General features: G+C 71.2%; 18 protein-coding genes and 1 tRNA gene. 10 read left to right on the top strand and 9 right to left on the bottom strand.

The genetic code is table 11. From position 1 onward, the window contains the following. Positions 1 to 18: 18 nt before the first annotated feature. Together EOD73_RS09400 and hrcA are read right to left on the bottom strand one after the other, a co-directional pair. Positions 19 to 1980: a GspE/PulE family protein gene (locus EOD73_RS09400; protein WP_127682734.1), complete on the bottom strand. Its 1962-nt coding sequence runs from the start codon at positions 1978 to 1980 to the stop codon at positions 19 to 21. Between the two features lie 79 nt (positions 1981 to 2059). Next, positions 2060 to 3070 carry a heat-inducible transcriptional repressor HrcA gene (gene hrcA / locus EOD73_RS09395; RefSeq protein ID WP_127682733.1) on the bottom strand — a complete coding sequence of 337 codons (1011 nt, stop codon included), beginning with the start codon at positions 3068 to 3070 and terminating at the stop codon, positions 2060 to 2062. 66 nt (positions 3071 to 3136) lie between these two features. Between hrcA and EOD73_RS09390 the strand changes: the two genes are divergently transcribed. The 3 genes from EOD73_RS09390 to rapZ all read left to right on the top strand — a co-directional run bounded on the left by EOD73_RS09390 (position 3137) and on the right by rapZ (position 6638). Beyond that, complete coding sequence (locus EOD73_RS09390; RefSeq protein WP_127682732.1) at positions 3137 to 4009, top strand: NAD kinase; 873 nt, start codon at positions 3137 to 3139, stop codon at positions 4007 to 4009. A 71-nt stretch (positions 4010 to 4080) separates the two neighbouring features. Next, positions 4081 to 5745: a DNA repair protein RecN gene (recN, locus tag EOD73_RS09385; protein ID WP_127682731.1), complete on the top strand. Its 1665-nt coding sequence runs from the start codon at positions 4081 to 4083 to the stop codon at positions 5743 to 5745. Beyond that, entirely contained in the window at positions 5742 to 6638 is an 897-nt protein-coding gene (rapZ, locus tag EOD73_RS09380; protein ID WP_127682730.1) for an RNase adapter RapZ, read from the top strand. Before recN ends, rapZ begins: the two co-directional genes overlap by 4 nt. A 3-nt stretch (positions 6639 to 6641) precedes the next feature. On the opposite strand, the gene EOD73_RS09375 is transcribed toward rapZ, so the two are convergent. The 5 genes from EOD73_RS09375 to pxpB form a co-directional block, all read right to left on the bottom strand. Further along, positions 6642 to 7091: a hypothetical protein gene (locus EOD73_RS09375; RefSeq protein ID WP_127682729.1), complete on the bottom strand. Its 450-nt coding sequence runs from the start codon at positions 7089 to 7091 to the stop codon at positions 6642 to 6644. A gap of 32 nt (positions 7092 to 7123) precedes the next feature. Beyond that, positions 7124 to 7885: a 5-oxoprolinase subunit PxpA gene (locus EOD73_RS09370; RefSeq protein WP_127682728.1), complete on the bottom strand. Its 762-nt coding sequence runs from the start codon at positions 7883 to 7885 to the stop codon at positions 7124 to 7126. A 19-nt stretch (positions 7886 to 7904) separates the two neighbouring features. Next, positions 7905 to 8435 carry a hypothetical protein gene (locus EOD73_RS09365; protein ID WP_127682727.1) on the bottom strand — a complete coding sequence of 177 codons (531 nt, stop codon included), beginning with the start codon at positions 8433 to 8435 and terminating at the stop codon, positions 7905 to 7907. A 131-nt stretch (positions 8436 to 8566) separates the two neighbouring features. Next, the gene (locus tag EOD73_RS09360; protein ID WP_164846013.1) at positions 8567 to 9505 is read right to left on the bottom strand and encodes a 5-oxoprolinase subunit C family protein; all 939 of its coding nucleotides are present in this window, start codon (positions 9503 to 9505) and stop codon (positions 8567 to 8569) included. Beyond that, positions 9498 to 10178 carry a 5-oxoprolinase subunit PxpB gene (pxpB, locus tag EOD73_RS09355; RefSeq protein ID WP_127682725.1) on the bottom strand — a complete coding sequence of 227 codons (681 nt, stop codon included), beginning with the start codon at positions 10176 to 10178 and terminating at the stop codon, positions 9498 to 9500. The genes EOD73_RS09360 and pxpB overlap by 8 nt, the downstream gene beginning before the upstream one ends. Before the next feature lie 24 nt (positions 10179 to 10202). Between pxpB and EOD73_RS09350 the strand changes: the two genes are divergently transcribed. Beyond that, positions 10203 to 12227: an alpha/beta hydrolase family protein gene (locus EOD73_RS09350; RefSeq protein ID WP_127682724.1), complete on the top strand. Its 2025-nt coding sequence runs from the start codon at positions 10203 to 10205 to the stop codon at positions 12225 to 12227. Here EOD73_RS09350 and mutY read toward each other — a convergent pair. Beyond that, positions 12224 to 13234 (bottom strand): A/G-specific adenine glycosylase, encoded by a 1011-nt coding sequence (mutY, locus tag EOD73_RS09345; protein ID WP_127682723.1) that lies wholly within the window; start codon positions 13232 to 13234, stop codon positions 12224 to 12226. The genes EOD73_RS09350 and mutY overlap by 4 nt on opposite strands. Continuing rightward, entirely contained in the window at positions 13231 to 14049 is an 819-nt protein-coding gene (mutM, locus tag EOD73_RS09340) for a bifunctional DNA-formamidopyrimidine glycosylase/DNA-(apurinic or apyrimidinic site) lyase (RefSeq protein WP_127682722.1), read from the bottom strand. The genes mutY and mutM overlap by 4 nt, the downstream gene beginning before the upstream one ends. Before the next feature lie 60 nt (positions 14050 to 14109). Between mutM and EOD73_RS17945 the strand changes: the two genes are divergently transcribed. The 6 genes from EOD73_RS17945 (at position 14110) to EOD73_RS09310 (ending at position 19126) form a co-directional block, all read left to right on the top strand. Beyond that, positions 14110 to 15831 carry a tetratricopeptide repeat protein gene (locus tag EOD73_RS17945; protein WP_127682721.1) on the top strand — a complete coding sequence of 574 codons (1722 nt, stop codon included), beginning with the start codon at positions 14110 to 14112 and terminating at the stop codon, positions 15829 to 15831. After that, entirely contained in the window at positions 15828 to 16343 is a 516-nt protein-coding gene (locus EOD73_RS09330; protein ID WP_164846012.1) for a lipoprotein insertase outer membrane protein LolB, read from the top strand. The genes EOD73_RS17945 and EOD73_RS09330 overlap by 4 nt, the downstream gene beginning before the upstream one ends. An 11-nt stretch (positions 16344 to 16354) precedes the next feature. Continuing rightward, complete coding sequence (gene ispE / locus EOD73_RS09325) at positions 16355 to 17239, top strand: 4-(cytidine 5'-diphospho)-2-C-methyl-D-erythritol kinase (protein ID WP_127682719.1); 885 nt, start codon at positions 16355 to 16357, stop codon at positions 17237 to 17239. 43 nt (positions 17240 to 17282) lie between these two features. Further along, a tRNA-Gln gene (locus EOD73_RS09320) sits at positions 17283 to 17359 on the top strand. A 78-nt stretch (positions 17360 to 17437) separates the two neighbouring features. Next, positions 17438 to 18400 (top strand): ribose-phosphate pyrophosphokinase, encoded by a 963-nt coding sequence (locus EOD73_RS09315; RefSeq protein WP_127682718.1) that lies wholly within the window; start codon positions 17438 to 17440, stop codon positions 18398 to 18400. A gap of 102 nt (positions 18401 to 18502) precedes the next feature. Further along, the gene (locus tag EOD73_RS09310; protein WP_127682717.1) at positions 18503 to 19126 is read left to right on the top strand and encodes a 50S ribosomal protein L25/general stress protein Ctc; all 624 of its coding nucleotides are present in this window, start codon (positions 18503 to 18505) and stop codon (positions 19124 to 19126) included. Positions 19127 to 19144 lie beyond the last annotated feature (18 nt).

The following is a 19144-nucleotide window of genomic DNA, read 5'->3' as shown; positions in this document are numbered from 1 at the left end:
CGTGAGGGATGAACAACATCAACTGCTGGTCGCGGCCAGCACTTCGGGCAAATCGGTCAGGCCTAGCAAAACCTTCTCCACCCCGTCCTGGCGCAGGGTGCGCATGCCGCCGGCGCGGGCGGCGCCGAACATGGCCTGGGCGCTGGCGCGATGCCGGATGAGCTCGCGCAGGGGGTCGCTGGCCACGGCCAGCTCGTGGATGCCCAGGCGGCCGCGGTAGCCGGTGCCCGCGCAGGCTTGGCATCCGTGCCGCTGCCGGGTGTGCAGCACGCCGTGCTGACCCAGGCGGGCACGCCAGTCGGCCACCAGCTCGTCGATGGCGTCGTCATTGCGCTCGGGCTCGGCCTGCAGGTACAGCCGCGCCAAGGAGCGCTCCGCGCGCTGGTCCATCGGCTGGGCCACCGAGCAGTCCGGGCAAAGGCGGCGCACCAGGCGCTGGGCCAGCACCCCGAGCAAGGAGTCGGAAAACATGAAGGGGTCGAGGCCGATCTCCAGCAGCCGGGTGACCGACTCGGGGGCCGAATTGGTGTGCAGGGTGGACATCACCAGGTGCCCGGTGAGGGAGGCCTCCACCGCGATGCGCGCGGTTTCCTCGTCGCGCATCTCGCCGATCATGATGATGTCCGGGTCGGCGCGCAGAAAGGTTCGCATGGCGGCTGCGAAGGTCCAGCCGATGCGCGGATTGACCTGCACTTGGCGCAGGCCCGCTTGCGTGATCTCCACCGGGTCCTCGGCCGTCCAAATCTTGCGTTGGTCCTGGTTGAGCTCCCGCATCACCGAATGCAGGGTGGTGGTCTTGCCGCAGCCCGTGGGCCCACAGATCAGCAGCAGCCCGTGGGGCTTGGCCATCAGCTGGCGCAAGGCCGCCAAGTTGGCAGGACTCAGCCCGATGCTCTCCAGGGGCAAGGGCTTGATGCCCCCCAGCAAGCGCAGCACCACGTCCTCCAGGCCACCGTGGGTGGGGACGGTGACCATGCGCAGCTCCATGCGCTGGCCGCCAAAGCGGGCGAAGTCGACCTTGCCGTCCTGGGGGCGGCGGTGCTCGGAGATGTCCAGGTCGGCCATGATCTTCAAGCGGGCCACCAGGGCGTAGCGCACACGCGCCGGCAGCTCGAGGTAGCGGCGCAGTTCGCCGTCCACGCGCATGCGAACGCGCACCGGCTGCGGGGCTTCGTAAGTCTCGATGTGGATGTCCGAGGCCCGCAGGTCGATGGCGTCGGCGATCAGCCGGTTGACCAGGCGCACCAAGGTGTTGTCCGACTCGGACACGACATCCACCACCGCGTCGCCAGACTCCGCGCTCAAGCGCTTGAGCTCCTCCGTGAGCTCGAACAGGCTGCTGGCGGCCGGAGGCGCACTGGCGTCGCGGGTCCCCTCACGCGAGGCGCCGCCGTGGGGCGTCGTGCGGTAGGCGCGGGCCAAGGCGGGGCCCAGGGTGCCCGGCTGGGGCAGCACCGGTCGCACGCGCAGCTCGGTGCTGAAGCGCAGCATGTCCAGCAGGCGCTGGTCCCAGGGGTCGTTCATCGCCACCACCAGGGTGTCGCCGCGCACCATCAGGGGCAACACGCCCTCGCGGGTGGCCATGAGCACGTTCACCCGCGACAAGGCTTCCGCCTCGGGCTGGAAAGCACCCAAGTCCAGGGCGGGGACGCCCATCCAATGCGCCAAAAGCACGCGCAGTTGGGCCGGGGTGAGCAGGCCCAGCTGCACCAAGACCTCGCCGATGGGCATCGGCGTCGGTTGCGCGGCTTGGTAGCGCAGGGCCTCGTAGAGCTGTGGTCGCCCCAACACGCCCGCCTCGACCAGGGCCTCGCCCAAGTGCGGCGCGTGCCGTTCCGGCGCCCGTTGCAAGGCGCCCCACAGGCTTTCCGGGTCGCCACACAGGGGCACCGGAGAGCGGGGCGTCGCGCCCGCGCGGGCCGGGCTCAGGGCATCCAGGGCGGCTGGGACGGTGTCGTGCTCGGGCGGGGAGGCATCCATGCACCCAGCCTAGGCGCCCGGCCTGCGTCCGGGCTTGACCGGCCGCAAACCCGCCCCGAATACCCGGGGCGACCGGCGGTCAGCGTTGCGAAAGCGCCTGGCCCACCATGCGCGAGGTCACGTCCACGATCTGGATCATGCGCTCGTAGGCCATGCGCGTGGGGCCGATGACCCCGAGCGTGCCCACGACCTGCCCATCCACCTCGTAGGGCGCGCTGACGATGCTCAGCTCTTCGAAAGGCACGACCTGGCTCTCGCCGCCGATGAAGATGCGCACGCCCTCGGCGCGGCTGCTGGTGTCCAGCAGGCGCATCAGCGCCGTCTTTTCCTCGAACAGGCCGAACATCTTGCGCAGGCTGCCGAGGTCCTGTCCGAAGTCCTGCACCGACAGCAGGTTGCGCTCGCCGCTGATGACGACCTGCTCGGGGGCGTCGTCGGCCGCCACCTGCACGGCCGCACTCATCAGGGTGGCGATCTCGCCGCGCAGTTGCTCCACCTCGCCGCGCAGGCGCTCGCGCACGACCTCGAGCGTCAGGCCCGTGTACTGGGCGTTGAGCCGGTTGGCGGCCTCGGCCAACTCGGCCTGGCTGTGGTCTTGCGCCGTGACGATGACGCGGTTTTGCACGTCGCCGTCGGGACTGACCAGGATGACGAGCACGCGCCGCTCGGACAGTCGGAGGAACTCGATGTGCCGGAACACCGAGGGCTTGCGCGGGGCGGTGATCACGCCGACGAAGCTGCTAAGGTTGCTGAGCACCTGGGCCGCGTGCGCGATGACGCGCTGGGGCTGGTCGGGCTGCAACTGGCCTTCCAGCTGGCGCACCTCGGTCTCGAACAACGCCGGCTTGGCCGTGATCATGGTGTCCACGAACAGGCGGTAGCCCAGCGCGGTGGGCACGCGCCCGGCGCTGGTGTGCGGGCTGGCGATCAGACCGAGCTCTTCCAAGTCGGCCATCACGTTGCGGATGGTGGCTGGGCTGAGCTCCAGGCCCGAGGCCTTGCTGAGCGTGCGCGAGCCCACGGGCTGGCCGTCGGCGATGTAGCGCTCCACCAGGGTTTTGAGCAGGGATCGGGATCGGTCGTCCAGCATGGCGCCATTTTCTATGAGGGTTGCCGCCTGCCGCGGGGCAAAAACCCCTGTGAGAACATCCCAAGCATGGGTCGCAATCGCTTTCAACACGTGGCACTGGTGGGCAAGCCGGCGGCGGGCATCGGCCCGGTCATCGAGCAAATCCGCGACTTCCTGCGGCAGCAGGGCTGCCAAGTCAGCCTGGAGCGGCGGGGCGCCGAGGCCGCCGGCATCGTCGGCTACCCGGTGCTGGAGCCCGACGAAATCGGCCGGCAGTGCGACCTGGCCGTGGTCGTGGGCGGGGACGGCACCATGCTCGGCTTCGCCCGCGAGGTGGCGCAGCACGGGACGCCGCTGGTGGGCATCAACCAGGGGCGCCTGGGCTTCATCACCGACATCTCCTTCGAGCAGTTCCGCGAGGCGCTGACGCCCATCCTGGCCGGCGACTGCGAGACCGAAGAGCGCGCGATGCTGGAAGGCAACGTGTGGCGCGACGGGGAAAGCATCTTCAGCGGCCTGGCCCTGAACGACGTGGTGGTGGCCCGCGGCGCCGCCGCCGGCATGGTGGAGCTGCGCATCCACGTGGGCGAGGAGTTCGTCGCCAACCTGCGCGCCGACGGCGTGATCGTCTCCAGCCCCACCGGCAGCTCGGCCTACGCGCTGAGCGCCGGCGGCCCGCTGCTGCACCCGAGCATCGAGGGCTGGGTGATGGTGCCCATCGCCTCGCACGGCCTGTCCAACCGGCCCATCGTGCTGCCCGACCGTGGCGTGGTCAGCCTGGAAATCGTGGCCGGCCGCGACGCCAGCGTGAACTTCGACATGCAGACCCTGAGCCAGGTGCAGCACGGCGACCGGGTGACCGTGCAGCGCAGCGCGCACAAGAGCCTGTTCTTGCACCCCACCGGCTGGAGCTATTACGCGACCTTGCGGCGCAAACTCCGTTGGTACGAAGGCAATTGACCCGACCGTCGCCGAGCGCGTCATGGGCCGCCGACAATCGCGCCCTTCCCTTTTCCTGACCCTCCTCCGGCATGCTGCGACGGCTTTCCCTGCGGGACTTCGTCATCGTCCCCAGCCTTGAACTCGACTGGCAACCCGGCTTTTCGGCCCTGACGGGCGAAACCGGCGCGGGCAAGTCCATCCTGCTGGATGCCTTGCAACTGCTGCTGGGCGGCCGGGGCGACGGCGGCGTGGTGCGCGAAGGCGCGCCGCGCGCCGAATTGAGCGGCGAGTTCGACTTGCCCGCCGCCCTGCGCCCGTGGTTGCAGGAATCGGGCTTCGACGAGGGCGACACCCTGCTGCTGCGCCGCGTGATCGACGCCCAGGGCAAGAGCCGCGCCTGGGTCAACGGCAGCCCCGCCACTGTGGCGCAGCTGGCGCAGGCGGCAGAGCACCTGGTCGACATCCACGGCCAGCACGCCTGGCAAAAGCTCACCCGCCCAGCGAGCGTGCGCGCCCTGCTGGACGACCACGCCGGGGTGGACGCTCCCACCTTGGCCACCGCCCACGCGCGCTGGCGCCAGGCGGTGCAGGCCCTGGCCGAGGCCCGCGAGGCCCAGGCCACCCTGGGCCGCGAGCGCGAGCGACTGCAGTGGCAGCTGGACGAAATCGGCAAGCTGGCCCCAGGCACCGACGAGTGGCCCGAGTTGAACGCCGAGCACCAGCGCCTGAGCCACGCCCAGGCGCTGATCGACGCCGGCCGCCTGGCCTTGGACGCCCTGAGCGAAGGCGAGGGCACGGCCTTGGCCCGCCTGGGCGCGGCCGAGCAGGCGCTGCGCGAGGTCGTCGACTACGACCCCGCGCTGCAAGCCGCGGTGGACGCGATCGCTGGCGCGCAGGCCCAGGCCGACGACGCCGCCCACACCCTGCGCAGCTACCTGCACCGCGCCGAGGCCGACACCGGGCAGAGCGCCAACCGTTTGGGCGAGCTGGACGAGCGCCTCTCCAGCTGGCTGCAGCTGGCCCGCCGCTACCGCCAGCCGCCGGCCGAGCTGCCCGCCCTGCACGCCCAGTGGCAGCGCGAGCTGGGCGAGCTGGACGCCCGCAGCGACCTCGCCGCGCTGGAGGCCGCCGTGACCGCCGCCCGCAAGGCCTTCGACACCGAGGCCAAAAAGGCCAGCAAGCTGCGCGCCAAAGCCGCGCCCGCGCTGGCCGTCGCCGTCACCGAGGCCATGCAGCAGCTGGGCATGCCCGGCGGCCGACTGGAACTGGCCCTGCTGCCGCAGGAAGAACCGCAAAGCTTCGGCCTGGAAAGCGCCGAACTGCTGGTGGCCGGCCACGCCGGCGCCACGCCGCGCCCCCTGGCCAAGGTCGCCTCGGGAGGCGAACTCAGCCGCATCGCCCTGGCCATCGCCGTGTGCACGGCCCAGGCCGACACGCACGGGGCGCCCACCCTGGTGTTCGACGAGATCGACAGTGGCGTGGGCGGCGCCGTGGCGCACACCGTGGGGCGCTTGATGAAGCAGCTCGGCCGCGAGCGCCAGGTGCTGGCCGTCACCCACTTGGCGCAGGTGGCGGCTTGCGCCGACCACCACTGGGTGGTGGTCAAGCAGCCGGCCGGCGACGCGGGCGTCGTCAGCCGCGTGCAGGCCGTTCAAGGCGCCGAGCGCGTGACCGAGGTGGCCCGGATGCTCGGCGGCAGCCCCTCGCAGGCCAGCGTGGCGCACGCGGAAGAACTTTTGGGGAGCGCGGCATGACGGGAACCATCGTTCACGACCTGGTGCTGGTCACGGGCGTCAGCGGCGGCGGCAAGAGCATCGCCTTGCACGCGCTGGAAGACGCCGGCTACTTCTGCATCGACAACCTGCCACCCGAGCTGCTGCTGGACTTCCTCAAGGTCGAGACCCACCGCGGCGAGCGCCGCGTGGCCATTGGCGTGGACGTGCGCAGCAAGGGCTCGTTGCCGCACCTGCTGCCGCTGATCAAGCAACTGCGTGCCCAAGGCCAGCCGGTGCGGTCGATCTTTCTCGACGCCAACACCGACGCCCTGATGCGCCGCTTCAGCGAAACCCGGCGGCCCCACCCCTTGCGGGCGGTCAGCGGCGAGGAGCTGGAGCGCGGTGCGGCCGCCAACACCCGCGGCCTGGTCGACGCGATCGAGATCGAGCGCGAGCTGCTGGCCGCGATCAAGGTCGAGAGCACCGTCATCGACACCAGCCTGCTGCGCCCTGCCCAGCTGCGCGCGTGGGTGCGCGACCTGGTCAGCGTCAAAGGCGGCAGCCTGACCCTGGTGTTCGAGAGCTTTGCCTTCAAGGCCGGCGTGCCCAGCGACGCCGACTTCGTTTTCGACGTGCGCGTGCTGCCCAACCCGTACTACGTGCATGAGCTGCGGGCGCAAACCGGCCGCGACGAGCCGGTGGCTGCCTACTTGCGCGCCCAGCCCGAGGTGCAGCTCATGCAAAGCCAGATCGCGGCCTTCTTGCAGCAGTGGTTGCCGAACTTCATCGCCGACCACCGCAGCTACCTCACGGTGGCCATCGGCTGCACCGGCGGCCAGCACCGCTCGGTTTACTTGGTCGAGACCTTGGCGCAGCTCTTCGCGCACCACGGCCAGGTGCTCAAGCGGCACCGCGAGCTGGACGCCCGCTGAGGCTCACTGCACCCGGCGAACGCGGGCCGTTTCCTTCGAGCCCTCGAACTCCAGCAAGAAGCTGCCCAGCGCCCCGCGTCGCACCGTGACCTTGGGGCTCTTGAGGTACAGCGTGGCGCTGCTGTTGTCGCTGACGCGCCAGACCTGCCCGTTCTTCAGGCGGAACTGGGTGTTGGGGCCCCAGCCTTCGACGAGGCCCTCGATCTCGCTGTCGATGCTTTGCGTTTGGTCGGCCGCCGTGGGGGCCCCGAACGCGGCCACGATGGCGGCGCTGCGCCCTTGCGGGGTTTGACGGACCTTTGCGCCGGCGGCCAGCTCGTCGAAGCAGGCCAGGCGGGCCGCCGGGTCGCTCAGGGACGCGCAGCGCAGCAATTCGCTGTCGGCCACCTGGGCCTGGGCCGCCGCGCCCCAGCACAAGGCCAGGCCAACGAGGGTTCGAATGCGAGGGGTCATCGGGATCCGCCGGTCGTAAGCACAGGGCAACATCATCGACCGAAACCGGCCGCCGGCCGCACCGCCACGCCCCAGCCGGCCAGGGCCGCACGCAGGGCCTGCATCAAGGGCAAGGCCTCGGCGCCATCGCCGTGCACGCACAGGCTGTGCGCCCGCACGGGCCAGAAACCGCCCTCGGGCAAGGGCACCCGTCCGTGCAAAACCACCGACTGCGCCTGCGCCACGGCTTCCCGCAAGCCCAGCACCGCGCCGGCCTGTCCGCGCGGCATCAAGCGCCCCGAAGGCAGGTAGCCGCGGTCGGCAAACGCTTCGGCGATGAAGACCAGGCCTTGGCGCTGCGCGGCCTGGGCCATCGCGCCGCCCGCCAGGCCCATCAAGGCCAGCGACGGGTCGGCCTCTCGCACCGCCTGCGCCACGGCATCGGCCAGGGCAGGGTCGGTCGCCGCCTGGTTGTAGAGCGCCCCGTGGGGTTTGACGTGGCGCAAGCGCGCGCCTTGGGCTTGCGCGATCGCCGCCAGGGCCTGCACTTGCGCCAGCACGTCGTCCCGCACCTGGGCGGGTGAGCGGTCCAGGGCGCGGCGGCCGAAGTGCTCGCGGTCGGGGTGGCTGGGGTGCGCCCCCAAGGCCACGCCATGTTGCAAGGCCAAGGCCACGGTGCGGCGCATGGAGGCCTCGTCGCCCGCATGCCCGCCGCAAGCGATGTTGGCGCTGCTGACGAGGGCGAGGAGCTCGGCGTCCACCGCGCCGCCTTCGCCCAAATCGGCGTTCAGATCGATCTGCGAGAGCGCGGCCATGCGGGCAGTATGCCCAGGCTCAGTCGCCCTTCACCTCGATGCGCACGAGCTGAAAGTGCACCTCCCGCCCCTGAGGCTGCAAGGCCACCACGCGCTGGTTGCGCGGCGTGCCGACCTTCAGCACCAGGCCGCCGGGCTGGGTGGGGCCGTCGTCGCACTGCAAGCTGGCCTTGTTGCGGGCATCGGCCGGCGGCGGCTTGCTGCCAGGCAGGCACTCCAAGACGGCGCCGTGGGCCGCCAGTTGCTGGCGGTAGAAGGCGACCACCTGGGCCATGGAGTCGCTGCTGCGCAGCTTGCGCACGGCGATCGACACCCCGAAGGGCCCGCCCCACAGGCCCAGGCTGACCTCGGCCTTGTCATCCTCGTCGTCGCGTTGCGCCTTGGCGCCGGGGTAGATGGGCAGGCCCAGGGCCTGCTCGTTGGCGGCCTCTCGAACTTGCAGGCCGGCATCGAGGGATTTGGAGCGCTCCGCGGGCGCCGCCTGGGCCCACGGCGTGGCGGCGGCGAGGCTGGCGCAAAACAGCAGAGCAGGGATCGAAGGGCGGTGCATGGCGGTCTCCCGAAAGGGTCGTCGATGGCGCCAATGTGCCCAGGACCGGGGCCGCGCGCACGCGGGATGCGACAGGCCGTCGCCGCCGCGGCGTGGCCTGCACCGCGGCCGGAACCGACCGCGTCAGTCCCTCAGCGCAGCCAACGCTGGCAGGCTTGCAGCAAGGCGTGGTGCTCGGCCTCGCGCTGCGCCGCCGCGCGCTGCGCGGTCGACGCGTCCACCCGCTCGAAACGCAACTCGGCGCCGGCAGGCCATTGCGCGAGGGCGGCGGCATCGGCCGCGATCACCACGGCGATGCGCGGGTAGCCGCCGGTGCTCTGCGCGTCCACCCGCAGCGCGATGGGTTGGCCGCCGCCGGGCACTTGCACGACGCCGGGCATCACCGCCTGCGAGGGCATCTCGTCGCGCGCCAGGCCCTGCAGCACCGGACCGCTCAATCGGGCGCCCATGCGGTTGCTTTGGGGGCTGACGCGCCAGACGCCGGCCCAGAACGCGGCCTGCGTGCGGGCGTCGAAGTGGCTGTCGTGCTCCGGGCCGGGCAGTGCGCGCAGCGAGGTGCGCCATGGCAGTGGCGCCACCCCCCGGTGACCGGCGAGCACCCGGCCCGGCGCCAGCGGGAGGCGGTCGCCGGCGCGCAGCGCCCGCCCCTGCCAGCCGCCCCAGCCGCCGGCCAGGTCCGTGCCCCGCGCCCCCAAGCACAGCGGCACGTCGACGCCCCCTGCCACGGCCAGGACGGCGCAAGCGCCATGCCGAGGCCGCGCGGCCAGCACCAGCTCGTCGCCCGGCCGCCACGGCGCCCGCCAGCCGGGCCGTAGCGCGCGGCCGGCCAGCGTGGCCGCGAAATCGGCCCCGGCCACGGCGAGCGTGCCTTGTCCGTGCAAGCGCAGGCGCACCGGGCCTTGCCAGACCTCCAACCCCGCCGCGTCGGGCGGGTTGCCCACCAAGGCGTTGGCCAGGGCCAGGGCCTCGGCGTCGGCCGCCCCGCCCTGGGCCACTCCCCAGTGCCGCAGGCCGGGCCGGCCCCGGTCCTGCACCGTGGTTTGCACCCCCGCCTGCAGCACCTCAATCACCCCCCGCCTCCACCACGAAGCGCACCCGATCGCCGGGCTGCAGCCAGCAGGCCTGCTCGGGCCCAGCGGCCGAGGCGTCGAACAGCACCTGGTCGGTGCGCCCGATGAGTTGCCACCCCCCGGGACTGGCCGCGGGGTACACGCCCGTCTGCGCCCCGCCGATGGCCACGCTGCCCGGCGGCACGCGCAGCCGCGGCTCGGCGCGCCGGGGCATGTGCAGGGTCGGCGGCAGGCCCATCAGGTAGGCGAAGCCAGGCTGGAAGCCCAAAAAGGCCACGGTGTAGACCGCCTCGCTGTGCGCCCGCACCACCTGGGCCTCGCTCAGGCCCGCCGCCGCGGCCACCGCGGTCAGGTCGGGGCCGTGGTCGCCCCCGTAGCGAACGCGCAGCACGCGCTCGCGCGGTGGCGCCAGCGCCTGGGCAGCCTGCGCCCGCCAGCCCGCCAGCACCGCGGCCTGCAGGCGGTCTGCGCTGTGCCGAGCGGGGTCGCCCAGCACCGTGAGGTTGCCCCAGCCGGGCACCACGTCCACGAAGCCGCCTTCGGCGCGCAAGCGCTGCGCCAAGGCCAGCAGCCGGGCTTGCCCTTCCCCCTGGATCGAGGGCGGAAGTTGCAAACACGCCGCAGCCTCGCCCACGGCGAAGCAACGCACCGAAGATTCGCGGCCTTCTGACATCCACCCATTGTGAAAGGACGCCCGATGCCAACCTGGGCCTGGCGCATCGCCACCTGCTTGACCGGCCTGCTTTTGGGCGCGGGCGGCCTCCCGCTCGCCTCGGCCCAAACGCCGGCAGCGGCCGAGTTCTTCCGCGCACCCACGCTGGAGGCGGCCAAGCTGTCGCCCACGGGGCGACACATGGCGGCCACCCGCTACGTCGAGTCGATCCAACGCCATGCGCTGGTGCTGGTCAACCTGGAAGGCGAGCGCCAAGCGCGCGTGATCGCCGCCCACCGCGACGCCGATGTGCGCAGCTTCCATTGGGTCGGCGGCGAGCGCCTGGTCTACACCTTGGGCGACCGAAAGGCCTCCGAGTTCCACACCGAAGGGGCTGGCCTGTACGCCATCGGCATCGAGCCCAACGCCAGCGCCAAGGTGCTGATCAAGCGGCGCTGGGACGAGTTTGGCGAGGCCAACGTCACCGGCCAGGCGGTGCACGCCAAGGTGCGCGACACGGCACTGGACCCGACCCACCGCTTCCACAGCGTGGTGCGCGACGGCTCGGGCAAGGTGCTGGTGGTGCGCGGCAACTTCACGGGCGAAGAGCTGACCAGCACCGTGCTGATGCGCATGGACACCGTGAGCGGTCGCAGCGAAGTGGTCAGCAAGGGCGCGCCGGAGCGGGTGACCGAATGGCTGAGCGACGCCACGGGCACGCCGCGCGTGGCCGTGGGCACGCAAGGCGATCGCAGCCTGACCTACTACCGACCCAACGCCGAGGCCGAATGGCGCGTGTTGCACGACTCGCCCGCGTACGGCCTGGACTTGGAAGGCTACGAAGTGCTGGCCGTGGGCGAGGGCGAGCAGCTCTTCATCCGCCAAGCCGCCGCGGGCCCAGCCGAGCACACCGTGTTGGCCACCCAGCGGGCGGGCGAGGCCAATGCCAAGTCGCAGGTCATCCTCTCGGCCCCGGGGTACGACTTCCAAGGCCGCCTCGTGCGCAGCGGCGACCGGGTCGTGGGCCTGCACCACCTGACCGAAACCTGGGGCAGCCACTGGTTCGACCCCACGATGAAGGCCGCGCAACAGAAGGTGGACCAACTGCTGAGCAGCACCGTCAACGTGCTGGACTGTGGCGCCTGCGTCGACCCCAAGCGCGTGCTCGTGTGGGCCTTCTCCGACCGCCAGCCCGGCGTGTATTACCTGTACGACGTGGCCTCGCAAAAGATCGAGCCTGTGTCGGCCACCCGGCCCTGGATCAAGCCCCAGGACATGGCCGCCATGGGCGTCGAGCGCGTGCCCGCGCGCGACGGCTTGCCCATCCCCCTCTACCTGACCCTGCCCCGCCAGGCCAAAGGCCCTGCCCCCACCGTGGTGCTGGTGCACGGCGGCCCCTTCGTGCGCGGCGCCGAGTGGGCCTGGGACGCCGAAGCGCAGTACCTGGCTGCCCAGGGCTACGCGGTCCTGCAGCCCGAGTTCCGCGGCAGCCTGGGCTACGGTGCGCGGCTGGCCAAGGCCGGCTTCAAGCAATGGGGCCAGGGCATGATCGACGACCTCGCCGACGTCACCCGCTGGGCCATCGCCCAGGGGCACACCGATCCCAAGCGCATTTGCATCATGGGCGGCAGCTACGGCGGCTACGCCACGCTGATGGGCCTGGCGCGCTACCCCGATCTGTTCCGCTGCGGGGTCGAATCCTTCGGCGTGACCGACCTCAACCTGCTCTACACCAGCGCCTGGAGCGATGCGACCGCCGGCATCCGCCAGCACTACCTGCCCGAGCGCATGGGCGACCGTGTCAAAGACGCCGCCATGCTGGCCGCCGACTCGCCCGTCAACCGCGCCGAGCAGATCAAGCAGCCCCTGCTGATGCTGCATGGTCGCCAAGACCGCCGCGTGCCCATCGAGCACGGCGACCGCATGCACGCCGCCCTCGCCAAGCACAACGCGCAGGTGCAGCGCAAGGTCTACGCCGACGAAGGCCATGGCATTGCAGGCGAGGCCAACCGCCTGGACTACTGGACGCGGGTGGCAGAGTTCTTGGCCTCCCAGCTGGGCGCGCGCTAGGCCAGGAGCTTTTGCAAGGGCGCCGGCATGCCGTAGGCCGGCCAATCGGCCGGGGCGACCCAACGGCCTTCGGGCAGCGGCGCGGCTTGGCCCTGCCAGGCCGCGCGGCGCGGGTGCAGGCACCAGTCCAAGTGGGTCAGTGCGTGCTGGATCTGCGGCAAGGGCTCCAGCACCGCACCCGGCACCACGGCCTGCAGGTCGGCCTCCGTGTCGAACAGCGGCAGGGTCCACAGGCCGGCCCAGATGCCGGTGGCGGCACGCTGCTGCAGCCACAAGGCGCCGTCGGGCTCGCGCCGCAACCACAGCCACCAACTCTCGCGGCGACCGCGCTTGAGCTTCTTGGTCTTGCGCGGCAACTCGCCCACCCGACCCTGCGCGCGCGCCTGGCACAAGGACGCCACCGGGCACGCCGCGCAATCGGGCGAGCGCGGCGTGCACAGGCCCGCGCCCAGGTCCATCAAGCCCTGCGTGTAGGCCGGCATGTCGGCGGCGCGCGCCGGCACCAGGGCGTCGGCCTGCGCCCACAGGGCCCTGACGGCCCTCGTGCCGCTCAAGTCCTCGTCAAAGGCCAGCAGCCGCGCGAGCACGCGCTGCACGTTGCCGTCGAAGATGGACAGGCGCTCGTCGAAGCAAAAGGCCGCGATGGCCCGCGCCGTGCTGGGACCGATGCCCGGCAACTCGGCCAAGGCCGCCGCCGTGCGCGGGAATCCGCCCAGGGCGGCCACGGCTTGCGCGCAGGCGTGCAGGTTGCGCGCCCGGCTGTAGTAGCCCAGCCCGGCCCACAGGGCCAGCACCTCGTCCAGCGGCGCGGCGGCGAGTTCGCCCACCGTTGGGAAGCGCGCCAGAAAGCGCAGGTAGTAGGCCCGCACCGTGGCCACCTGGGTTTGCTGCAGCATGATTTCGCTGAGCCACACGCGGTAGGGGTCGCGCGTGCCATGCCAGGGCAGCCCGTGGCGTCCGTGCTGGCGCTGCCACGCCACCAGCAGGGGGGCGAAGTCCTCGTTCATGGGCGTTGGCAGCGCGCGCAGAAGTAGGTGCTGCGCGCGGCCTGCACCACCCGCTGGATGGGCGCCGCACACCGGGGGCAGGGCTGCCCCTCGCGGTCGTACACCGCCGCCTGGGTTTGGTACGCCCCGGCCACGCCGTGCGCGTCGGAAAAGTCGCGCAGGGTGCTGCCACCCAGGGCCAGCGCCTGCCCCAGCACCTCGCGCACGGCCAGGCGCAGGCGCTCGCAGCGTGCCTCGCTCAGGCGGGCGCCCGGGGTGCTGGGCCGAATGCCCGCGCGCCACAAGGCCTCGCAGGCGTAGATGTTGCCGGCCCCCACCACGCCCTCGCCGGCCAGCAGCAACTGCTTGATGGGCGTGCGCCGCTTGCGCCATGCCGCGCGCAGGGTCGCGCCGGTCAGCGCGGGGTCGAAGGGCTCCGCCCCGAGACCGGCCAACAGCTTGCGGGCGGGGTCCACCGCCAGCCCGGCCGACCAAACCACCGCACCGAAGCGTCGCGGGTCCGTCAGCACCAGGCTGCCGCGGCTGGTGTGCAGGGCGAAGTGCTGGTGCGGGCCCAGCATGCGCTCCTCGCCCAAGGCCAGCGAGCCCGACATGCCCAGGTGTAGCAGCAGGCCGCCGTCGGGCCCCGACATCGGCAACCACAGGTACTTGGCCCGCCGCGTGGCCAGCCCCAGCGTGGCCCCAACCAAGCTGGCGATCGGCACCCCGAGCGGCCAGCGCAGCGGCTTGCCAAGCTGCACCCCCGTCACGGTCGCGCCGTCCAGGGCCTCGGCAAAGCTGCGGCGGGTGATTTCGACTTCGGGAAGCTCGGGCATGGCGGCGCGATCATAGGAAGGAGGGCAGCGGCACAATGCCTCGCGCCCATGAAAGACCGTATGCCACGTCCCCTTCGCCCCCTCCTCGCCACCTTGAGCCTGGCCTGCGGCCTGTGGTCCGGCACGCCCGCCCTGGCGCAGCCCACGGCCCCCCGGTCCGCGGCCGAGGGCGGGCTCGACGCGCCGCTCCTGTACCAGCTCTTGATCGGCGAGCTGGAGTTGCAGCGCGGCGAACTCGGCACCGCCTACCAACTGCTGCTGGACGGGGCCCGCCGCACCGGCGACGAGTCGCTGTTCCGCCGCTGCGTGTCCATCGCCTTGCAAGCCCGCGCTGGCAGCGAGGCCGTGGCCGCCGTGAAGGCCTGGCGCTTGGCCCTGCCCACCTCGCAGGAGGCGCGCCAAACGCAGGTGCAGTTGCACGCCGCCTTGACGCAATGGCCCGAGATGGTCGAGCCCCTGCTGGCCTGGCTCGAAGCCGCGTCAACCTCGCAACAAGACGCCGCCCTGGACATGCTGCCGCGGCTCCTGCGAGCGCAGGCTTCGGAGGGCTTGAACTTGCTGGGCCCGGGCCTGACGGCGGTGCGCGACGATGCCAAGGCCCCGCCCTTGCGCCGCAGCTTGGCCGCCAGCACCCTGGCCCAATTGGCGCAAATGGCCGGCAACACGCAGCTGGCCGCCAACCAGTTGCGCCAAGCCTTGAGCGAGGCCCCCGAGCACGACCTGCCGCGCTGGCAGGCCCTGGAACTGATGCGCCACCAGCCGTCGGTCGAAGGCCTGGTCACCGACGCGCTGACGCGCGACCCGGCGCTGCTGGCCGCCTACGCCCGCGCCCTGGCGCGCGACCACCGCGCCGCCGAATCCCTGGCCCAGTTCGAGCGCTTGGCCGTCTTGCAGCCGGACGAGGCGGCCCACCGCTACGCCGTGGCAAGCCTGCAGCTGGAGTTGCGCCAGCCCCAGGCCGCCTTGGAGGCCGCGGCCGCTTACCTGGCGCGGCTCGCCCCCGATGACCAAGCCGGCCGCAACGCGGCGCGTCTGCTGCAGGCGCAAGCCCAAGAGCAGCTGGGCGATTACGCCGCCGCGCGCGCCAGCGCCGAGGCGGTCGACGACGAAAGCCGCCAGTTCGAGCGCAGCTACCGGCTGGCGGTGCTGGACGCCCGCCAGGGCCGCGTGGCCGCAGCGCGCGCCCGCTTGCGGGCCCTGCCGGGCGACACCCCGGAGGCCGCGCAGCGCCGCTTGCTGGCCGAAACGCAGCTGCTGCGCGAAATCAACGACTGGCCCGCGGCCCACGCGGTGCTCAGTGCAGCCCTCAAAGAGGAAGGCGACGAGCCGAGCCTGGCCTTGCTGTACGAGCACGCGATGAGCGCCGAGCGCCTGGGCCAGTGGGACCTGATGGAGCAGCAGCTGCGTCGCGTCATGGCCCGCGACCCGCGGCACGCGCACGCGCACAACGCCTTGGGCTACTCCCTGGCCGACCGCAACTTGCGCCTGCCCGAGGCCCGCGAGCTGATCGAGCGCGCCATCGAGCTGGGCGGCCACGAGCCCTTCCTGGTCGACAGCCTGGGCTGGTTGGCCTTCCGCGAGGGCAAGTTGGACGAGGCCGAGCAGTGGTTGCGCCAGGCCTGGCGCGGCCGGCCCGATGCCGAAATCGCCGCCCACCTGGGCGAGGTGCTCTGGGTGCGCGGCGAACGCGACGAAGCCCGCCGCGTGCTCGACGAGGCTTGGGCACGCGACCGCAGCAACGCCCCCCTGCGGGCGCTGCGCCAGCGCCTGGGACTGCGTTGAAGCGCCGACTGGCCCTGGTCGGGCTGGCCGCTCTGGGCGGCTGCGCGCCCTTGCCGCCGAGCCGCCCGGCCGCCGCCGACACCTGGACGGGGAAGCTGGGCTACCGGCTGGAAGCCGCCGAGGGCGAACGCGCCCAGGCCGGATCGGCCAGCTTTGAGTTGCAGGGCAACGCCAGCGCGGGACAACTCGACCTCACCAGCCCCCTGGGCACGACCTTGGCCTCGGCCCGCTGGGGGCCCGACGGCTTGCGCCTCTTCGACGGCCAGCAGCACTGGGCGTACCCCAGCCTGGCCGACCTGGGCGCCGCCCTGGGCGAACGCCTGGGCGGCGCGCCCTTGCCCTTGGCAGCCCTGTTCGATTGGCTGCGTGGCCAGCCTTGGGCGCAGGCTGCGCACACCCCCCTGGAAGCCGAGGGCTTCGAGCAACTGGGGTGGCGGGTGAACCTGGCCGGAGCGCGCTTGCAACTGCGCCAGCAGCGGCTGACCCTGACCCTGCTGCTGACGTCGCCCTGAACCCGGACCCCATGCGCGCCCTCTACGACCTGCCCGCTCCGGCAAAGCTCAACCTCTACCTGCACGTGGTGGGACGTCGGGCCGACGGCTACCACCTGCTCGAGAGCCTGTTCGTGCCCATCGACTGGGCCGACACCTTGCACCTGAGCCGGCGCGACGACGGCGCCTTGCACCGCCACGACCTGGGCGAGCCCCTGCCGGACGACGACCTGTGCCTGCGGGCGGCGCGCGCCCTGCAAGCGGCCACCGGCTGTCGCTGGGGGGCTGACATTCACATCGACAAGCAAGTGCCGTCGGGGGCCGGCATGGGCGGTGGTTCGTCCGACGCCGCCACCGTGCTGATCGGCCTGAACCGACTGTGGGACCTGGGACTCGACCGCCCCCAGCTCATGGCCTTGGGACTGCGCCTGGGCGCCGACGTGCCTTTCTTCCTCGGCACGGGCCCTGCCTGGGTGTCGGGCATCGGCGAGCGCCTGCACCCCGTGTCGCAACCGAGCCTGCGCCTGGCCGTGCTCAAGCCCACCGACAGCCTGCCCACGGCGGCCATCTTTCGCAGCCCCCTCTTGCAGTTCTCCGAATCGCAGGCTATAGTCGCGGGCTCTTTCGCAAACACTTGTTTCAACCCCTTGGGTTGGATCGAGGGCCGAAACGACTTGCAAGCCAGCGCCCAGGCGCAGAGCCCGCAAATCGAAGAGGCCTTGCGGCTTTTGCAGCGATCGTGTGGCAACAGCCGCATGACCGGCTCGGGCAGCGCGGTGTTTGCGGAGGTGGCGGATGACGCGCTTTCAGCGGCGACATCGTTGGTGCAAAGCCCAGGTGCTTTGCCCAGCGGCTGGAAGGGTCGAATTTGCCGCAGTTTGGAGTCCCTGCCCCTGGCAGATTGGATACCCGGCTGAGACAGAATTGAAGGGCGTTGGCCTCGCGGCCAGCGTCCTGTGTAGGGGAGTCGCCAAGTTGGTTAAGGCATCGGATTTTGATTCCGACATGCGAGGGTTCGAGTCCTTCCTCCCCTGCCAAACCTACCGCCCTTGACCGGGCCCTGCAGCGCCCACGCTGCTCAGCAGTTGACGTTTAAGCCGACGAAGGAACGCCCCGTGCTCAACAACACCGTGCTGTTCACCGGCAACGCCAACCCGGCGCTGTCGCAGGAAATCGCCACCCACCTCGGGGCCGAATTGGGCCGTGCCAGCGTGGGTCGCTTCTCGGACGGCGAGGTCGCCGTCGAGATCCAGCAAAACGTCCGCGCCCGCGACGTGTTCGTCATCCAGCCGACCTGCGCGCCGACGAACGAAAACCTGATGGAACTGCTCATCATGGTGGACGCCCTCAAGCGCGCTAGCGCCCGGCGCGTCACCGCGGTGGTGCCCTACTTCGGTTACGCCCGCCAAGACCGCCGCCCGCGCTCGACCCGGGTGGCCATCAGCGCCAAGGTCGTCGCCGACCTGTTCGAAACCGTTGGCGTGGGCCGCGTGCTGACCATGGATTTGCACGCCGACCAAATCCAGGGCTTCTTCGACATCCCCGTCGACAACATCTACGCCAGCCCGGTGCTGCTGTCCGACCTCAAGAGCAAGAGCTACCCCGACCTGGTGGTGGTGAGCCCCGACGTCGGCGGCGTGGTCCGCGCCCGCGCCCTGGCCAAGCAACTCGGCTGCGACCTGGCCATCATCGACAAGCGCCGTCCTGCCGCGAACGTCTCCGAAGTGATGCACGTCATCGGCGAAATCGAAGGCCGCAACTGCGTGATCATGGACGACATGATCGACACCGCTGGCACGCTGGTGAAGGCGGCCGAGGTGCTCAAAGACCGTGGCGCCAAGCGCGTGTTCGCCTACTGCACGCACCCCATCCTGTCGGGCCCGGCGATCGAGCGCATCGCCAACTCCCAACTCGACGAGGTGGTGATCACCAACACCATCCCCTTGAACGAAGCCGCCAAGGCCAACCCGAAGATCCGCCAGTTGTCGGTGGCCTTCCTGTTCGCCGAGACCATCCGCCGCATCAGCGACGGCGAGTCGGTCACCAGCTTGTTCTCGGAACAAAACAACAATTTCTAAGCATCGACGCCGCAAGGCGTTGTACCGGGGCTGGCACCAGAGCCAGCCCTTTTTCTCACCGGCGGTTTGGTCGCGATCCGCCGACTCACTTGGAGTGAAAACATGAAATTCGTCGCTTTTGAGCGCAAATTGCAAGGCACTGGTGCGAGCCGCCGCCTGCGCATTTCGGGCAAGGTCCCCGGCATCGTGTTCGGTGCGGGCGAGCCCACCATGATCGAAATCGATCACAACGCTCTGTTCTTCGCGCTGAAGAAGGAAGCCTTCCACAGCTCCATCCTCGAAATGGAACTGGCCGGCAAGACCGCCCAAGTGCTGCTGCGCGACGTGCAGTACCACCCCTGGAAGCCGCAAGTCCTGCACGTGGACTTCCAGCGCGTCGACAACACGACCAAGATCACCAAGAAGGTGCCCCTGCACTTCGTGGGCGAAGCCGAATCGCCGGCCGTCAAGACCGACAAGTGCACCGTCAGCCACATCGTCACCGAGCTGGAAATCACCTGCTTGGCCGTGGCCCTGCCCGAGTTCATCGAAGTGGACCTGAGCGGCCTGACCAAGGGCCACAGCGTCCACGTCAACGACATCAAGCTGCCCGCTGGCGTGAAGGTCGTGACCCATGGCAAGCCGAACCCCGTGATCGCTACGCCGGTGGAGCCGAAGGTCGAAGAGATCGTCGTCGCCGCCGCCCCGGCCCCGGCCAAGGGCAAGGACGCCAAGAAGAAGAAGTGAGCCGGCGCGGCCGGTCGG

This window comes from Inhella crocodyli (assembly GCF_004004565.1).
Taxonomy (GTDB): Bacteria; Pseudomonadota; Gammaproteobacteria; order Burkholderiales; family Burkholderiaceae_C; genus Inhella; species Inhella crocodyli.
The sequence above is the reverse complement of the archived record's forward strand: the minus strand, read 5'-3'. Positions and strand labels throughout refer to the sequence as shown.

Bases quoted from the DNA above. Each gene is read 5' to 3' on its own strand.
- EOD73_RS09400 (WP_127682734.1), bottom strand. From the start codon at position 1,980: ATGGATGCCTCCCCGCCCGAGCACGACACCGTCCCAGCCGCCCTGGAT.
- hrcA (WP_127682733.1), bottom strand. From the start codon at position 3,070: ATGCTGGACGACCGATCCCGATCCCTGCTCAAAACCCTGGTGGAGCGC.
- EOD73_RS09390 (WP_127682732.1), top strand. From the start codon at position 3,137: ATGGGTCGCAATCGCTTTCAACACGTGGCACTGGTGGGCAAGCCGGCG.
- recN (WP_127682731.1), top strand. From the start codon at position 4,081: ATGCTGCGACGGCTTTCCCTGCGGGACTTCGTCATCGTCCCCAGCCTT.
- rapZ (WP_127682730.1), top strand. From the start codon at position 5,742: ATGACGGGAACCATCGTTCACGACCTGGTGCTGGTCACGGGCGTCAGC.
- EOD73_RS09375 (WP_127682729.1), bottom strand. From the start codon at position 7,091: ATGACCCCTCGCATTCGAACCCTCGTTGGCCTGGCCTTGTGCTGGGGC.
- EOD73_RS09370 (WP_127682728.1), bottom strand. From the start codon at position 7,885: ATGGCCGCGCTCTCGCAGATCGATCTGAACGCCGATTTGGGCGAAGGC.
- EOD73_RS09365 (WP_127682727.1), bottom strand. From the start codon at position 8,435: ATGCACCGCCCTTCGATCCCTGCTCTGCTGTTTTGCGCCAGCCTCGCC.
- pxpB (WP_127682725.1), bottom strand. From the start codon at position 10,178: ATGTCAGAAGGCCGCGAATCTTCGGTGCGTTGCTTCGCCGTGGGCGAG.
- EOD73_RS09350 (WP_127682724.1), top strand. From the start codon at position 10,203: ATGCCAACCTGGGCCTGGCGCATCGCCACCTGCTTGACCGGCCTGCTT.
- mutY (WP_127682723.1), bottom strand. From the start codon at position 13,234: ATGAACGAGGACTTCGCCCCCCTGCTGGTGGCGTGGCAGCGCCAGCAC.
- mutM (WP_127682722.1), bottom strand. From the start codon at position 14,049: ATGCCCGAGCTTCCCGAAGTCGAAATCACCCGCCGCAGCTTTGCCGAG.
- EOD73_RS17945 (WP_127682721.1), top strand. From the start codon at position 14,110: ATGCCACGTCCCCTTCGCCCCCTCCTCGCCACCTTGAGCCTGGCCTGC.
- ispE (WP_127682719.1), top strand. From the start codon at position 16,355: ATGCGCGCCCTCTACGACCTGCCCGCTCCGGCAAAGCTCAACCTCTAC.
- EOD73_RS09310 (WP_127682717.1), top strand. From the start codon at position 18,503: ATGAAATTCGTCGCTTTTGAGCGCAAATTGCAAGGCACTGGTGCGAGC.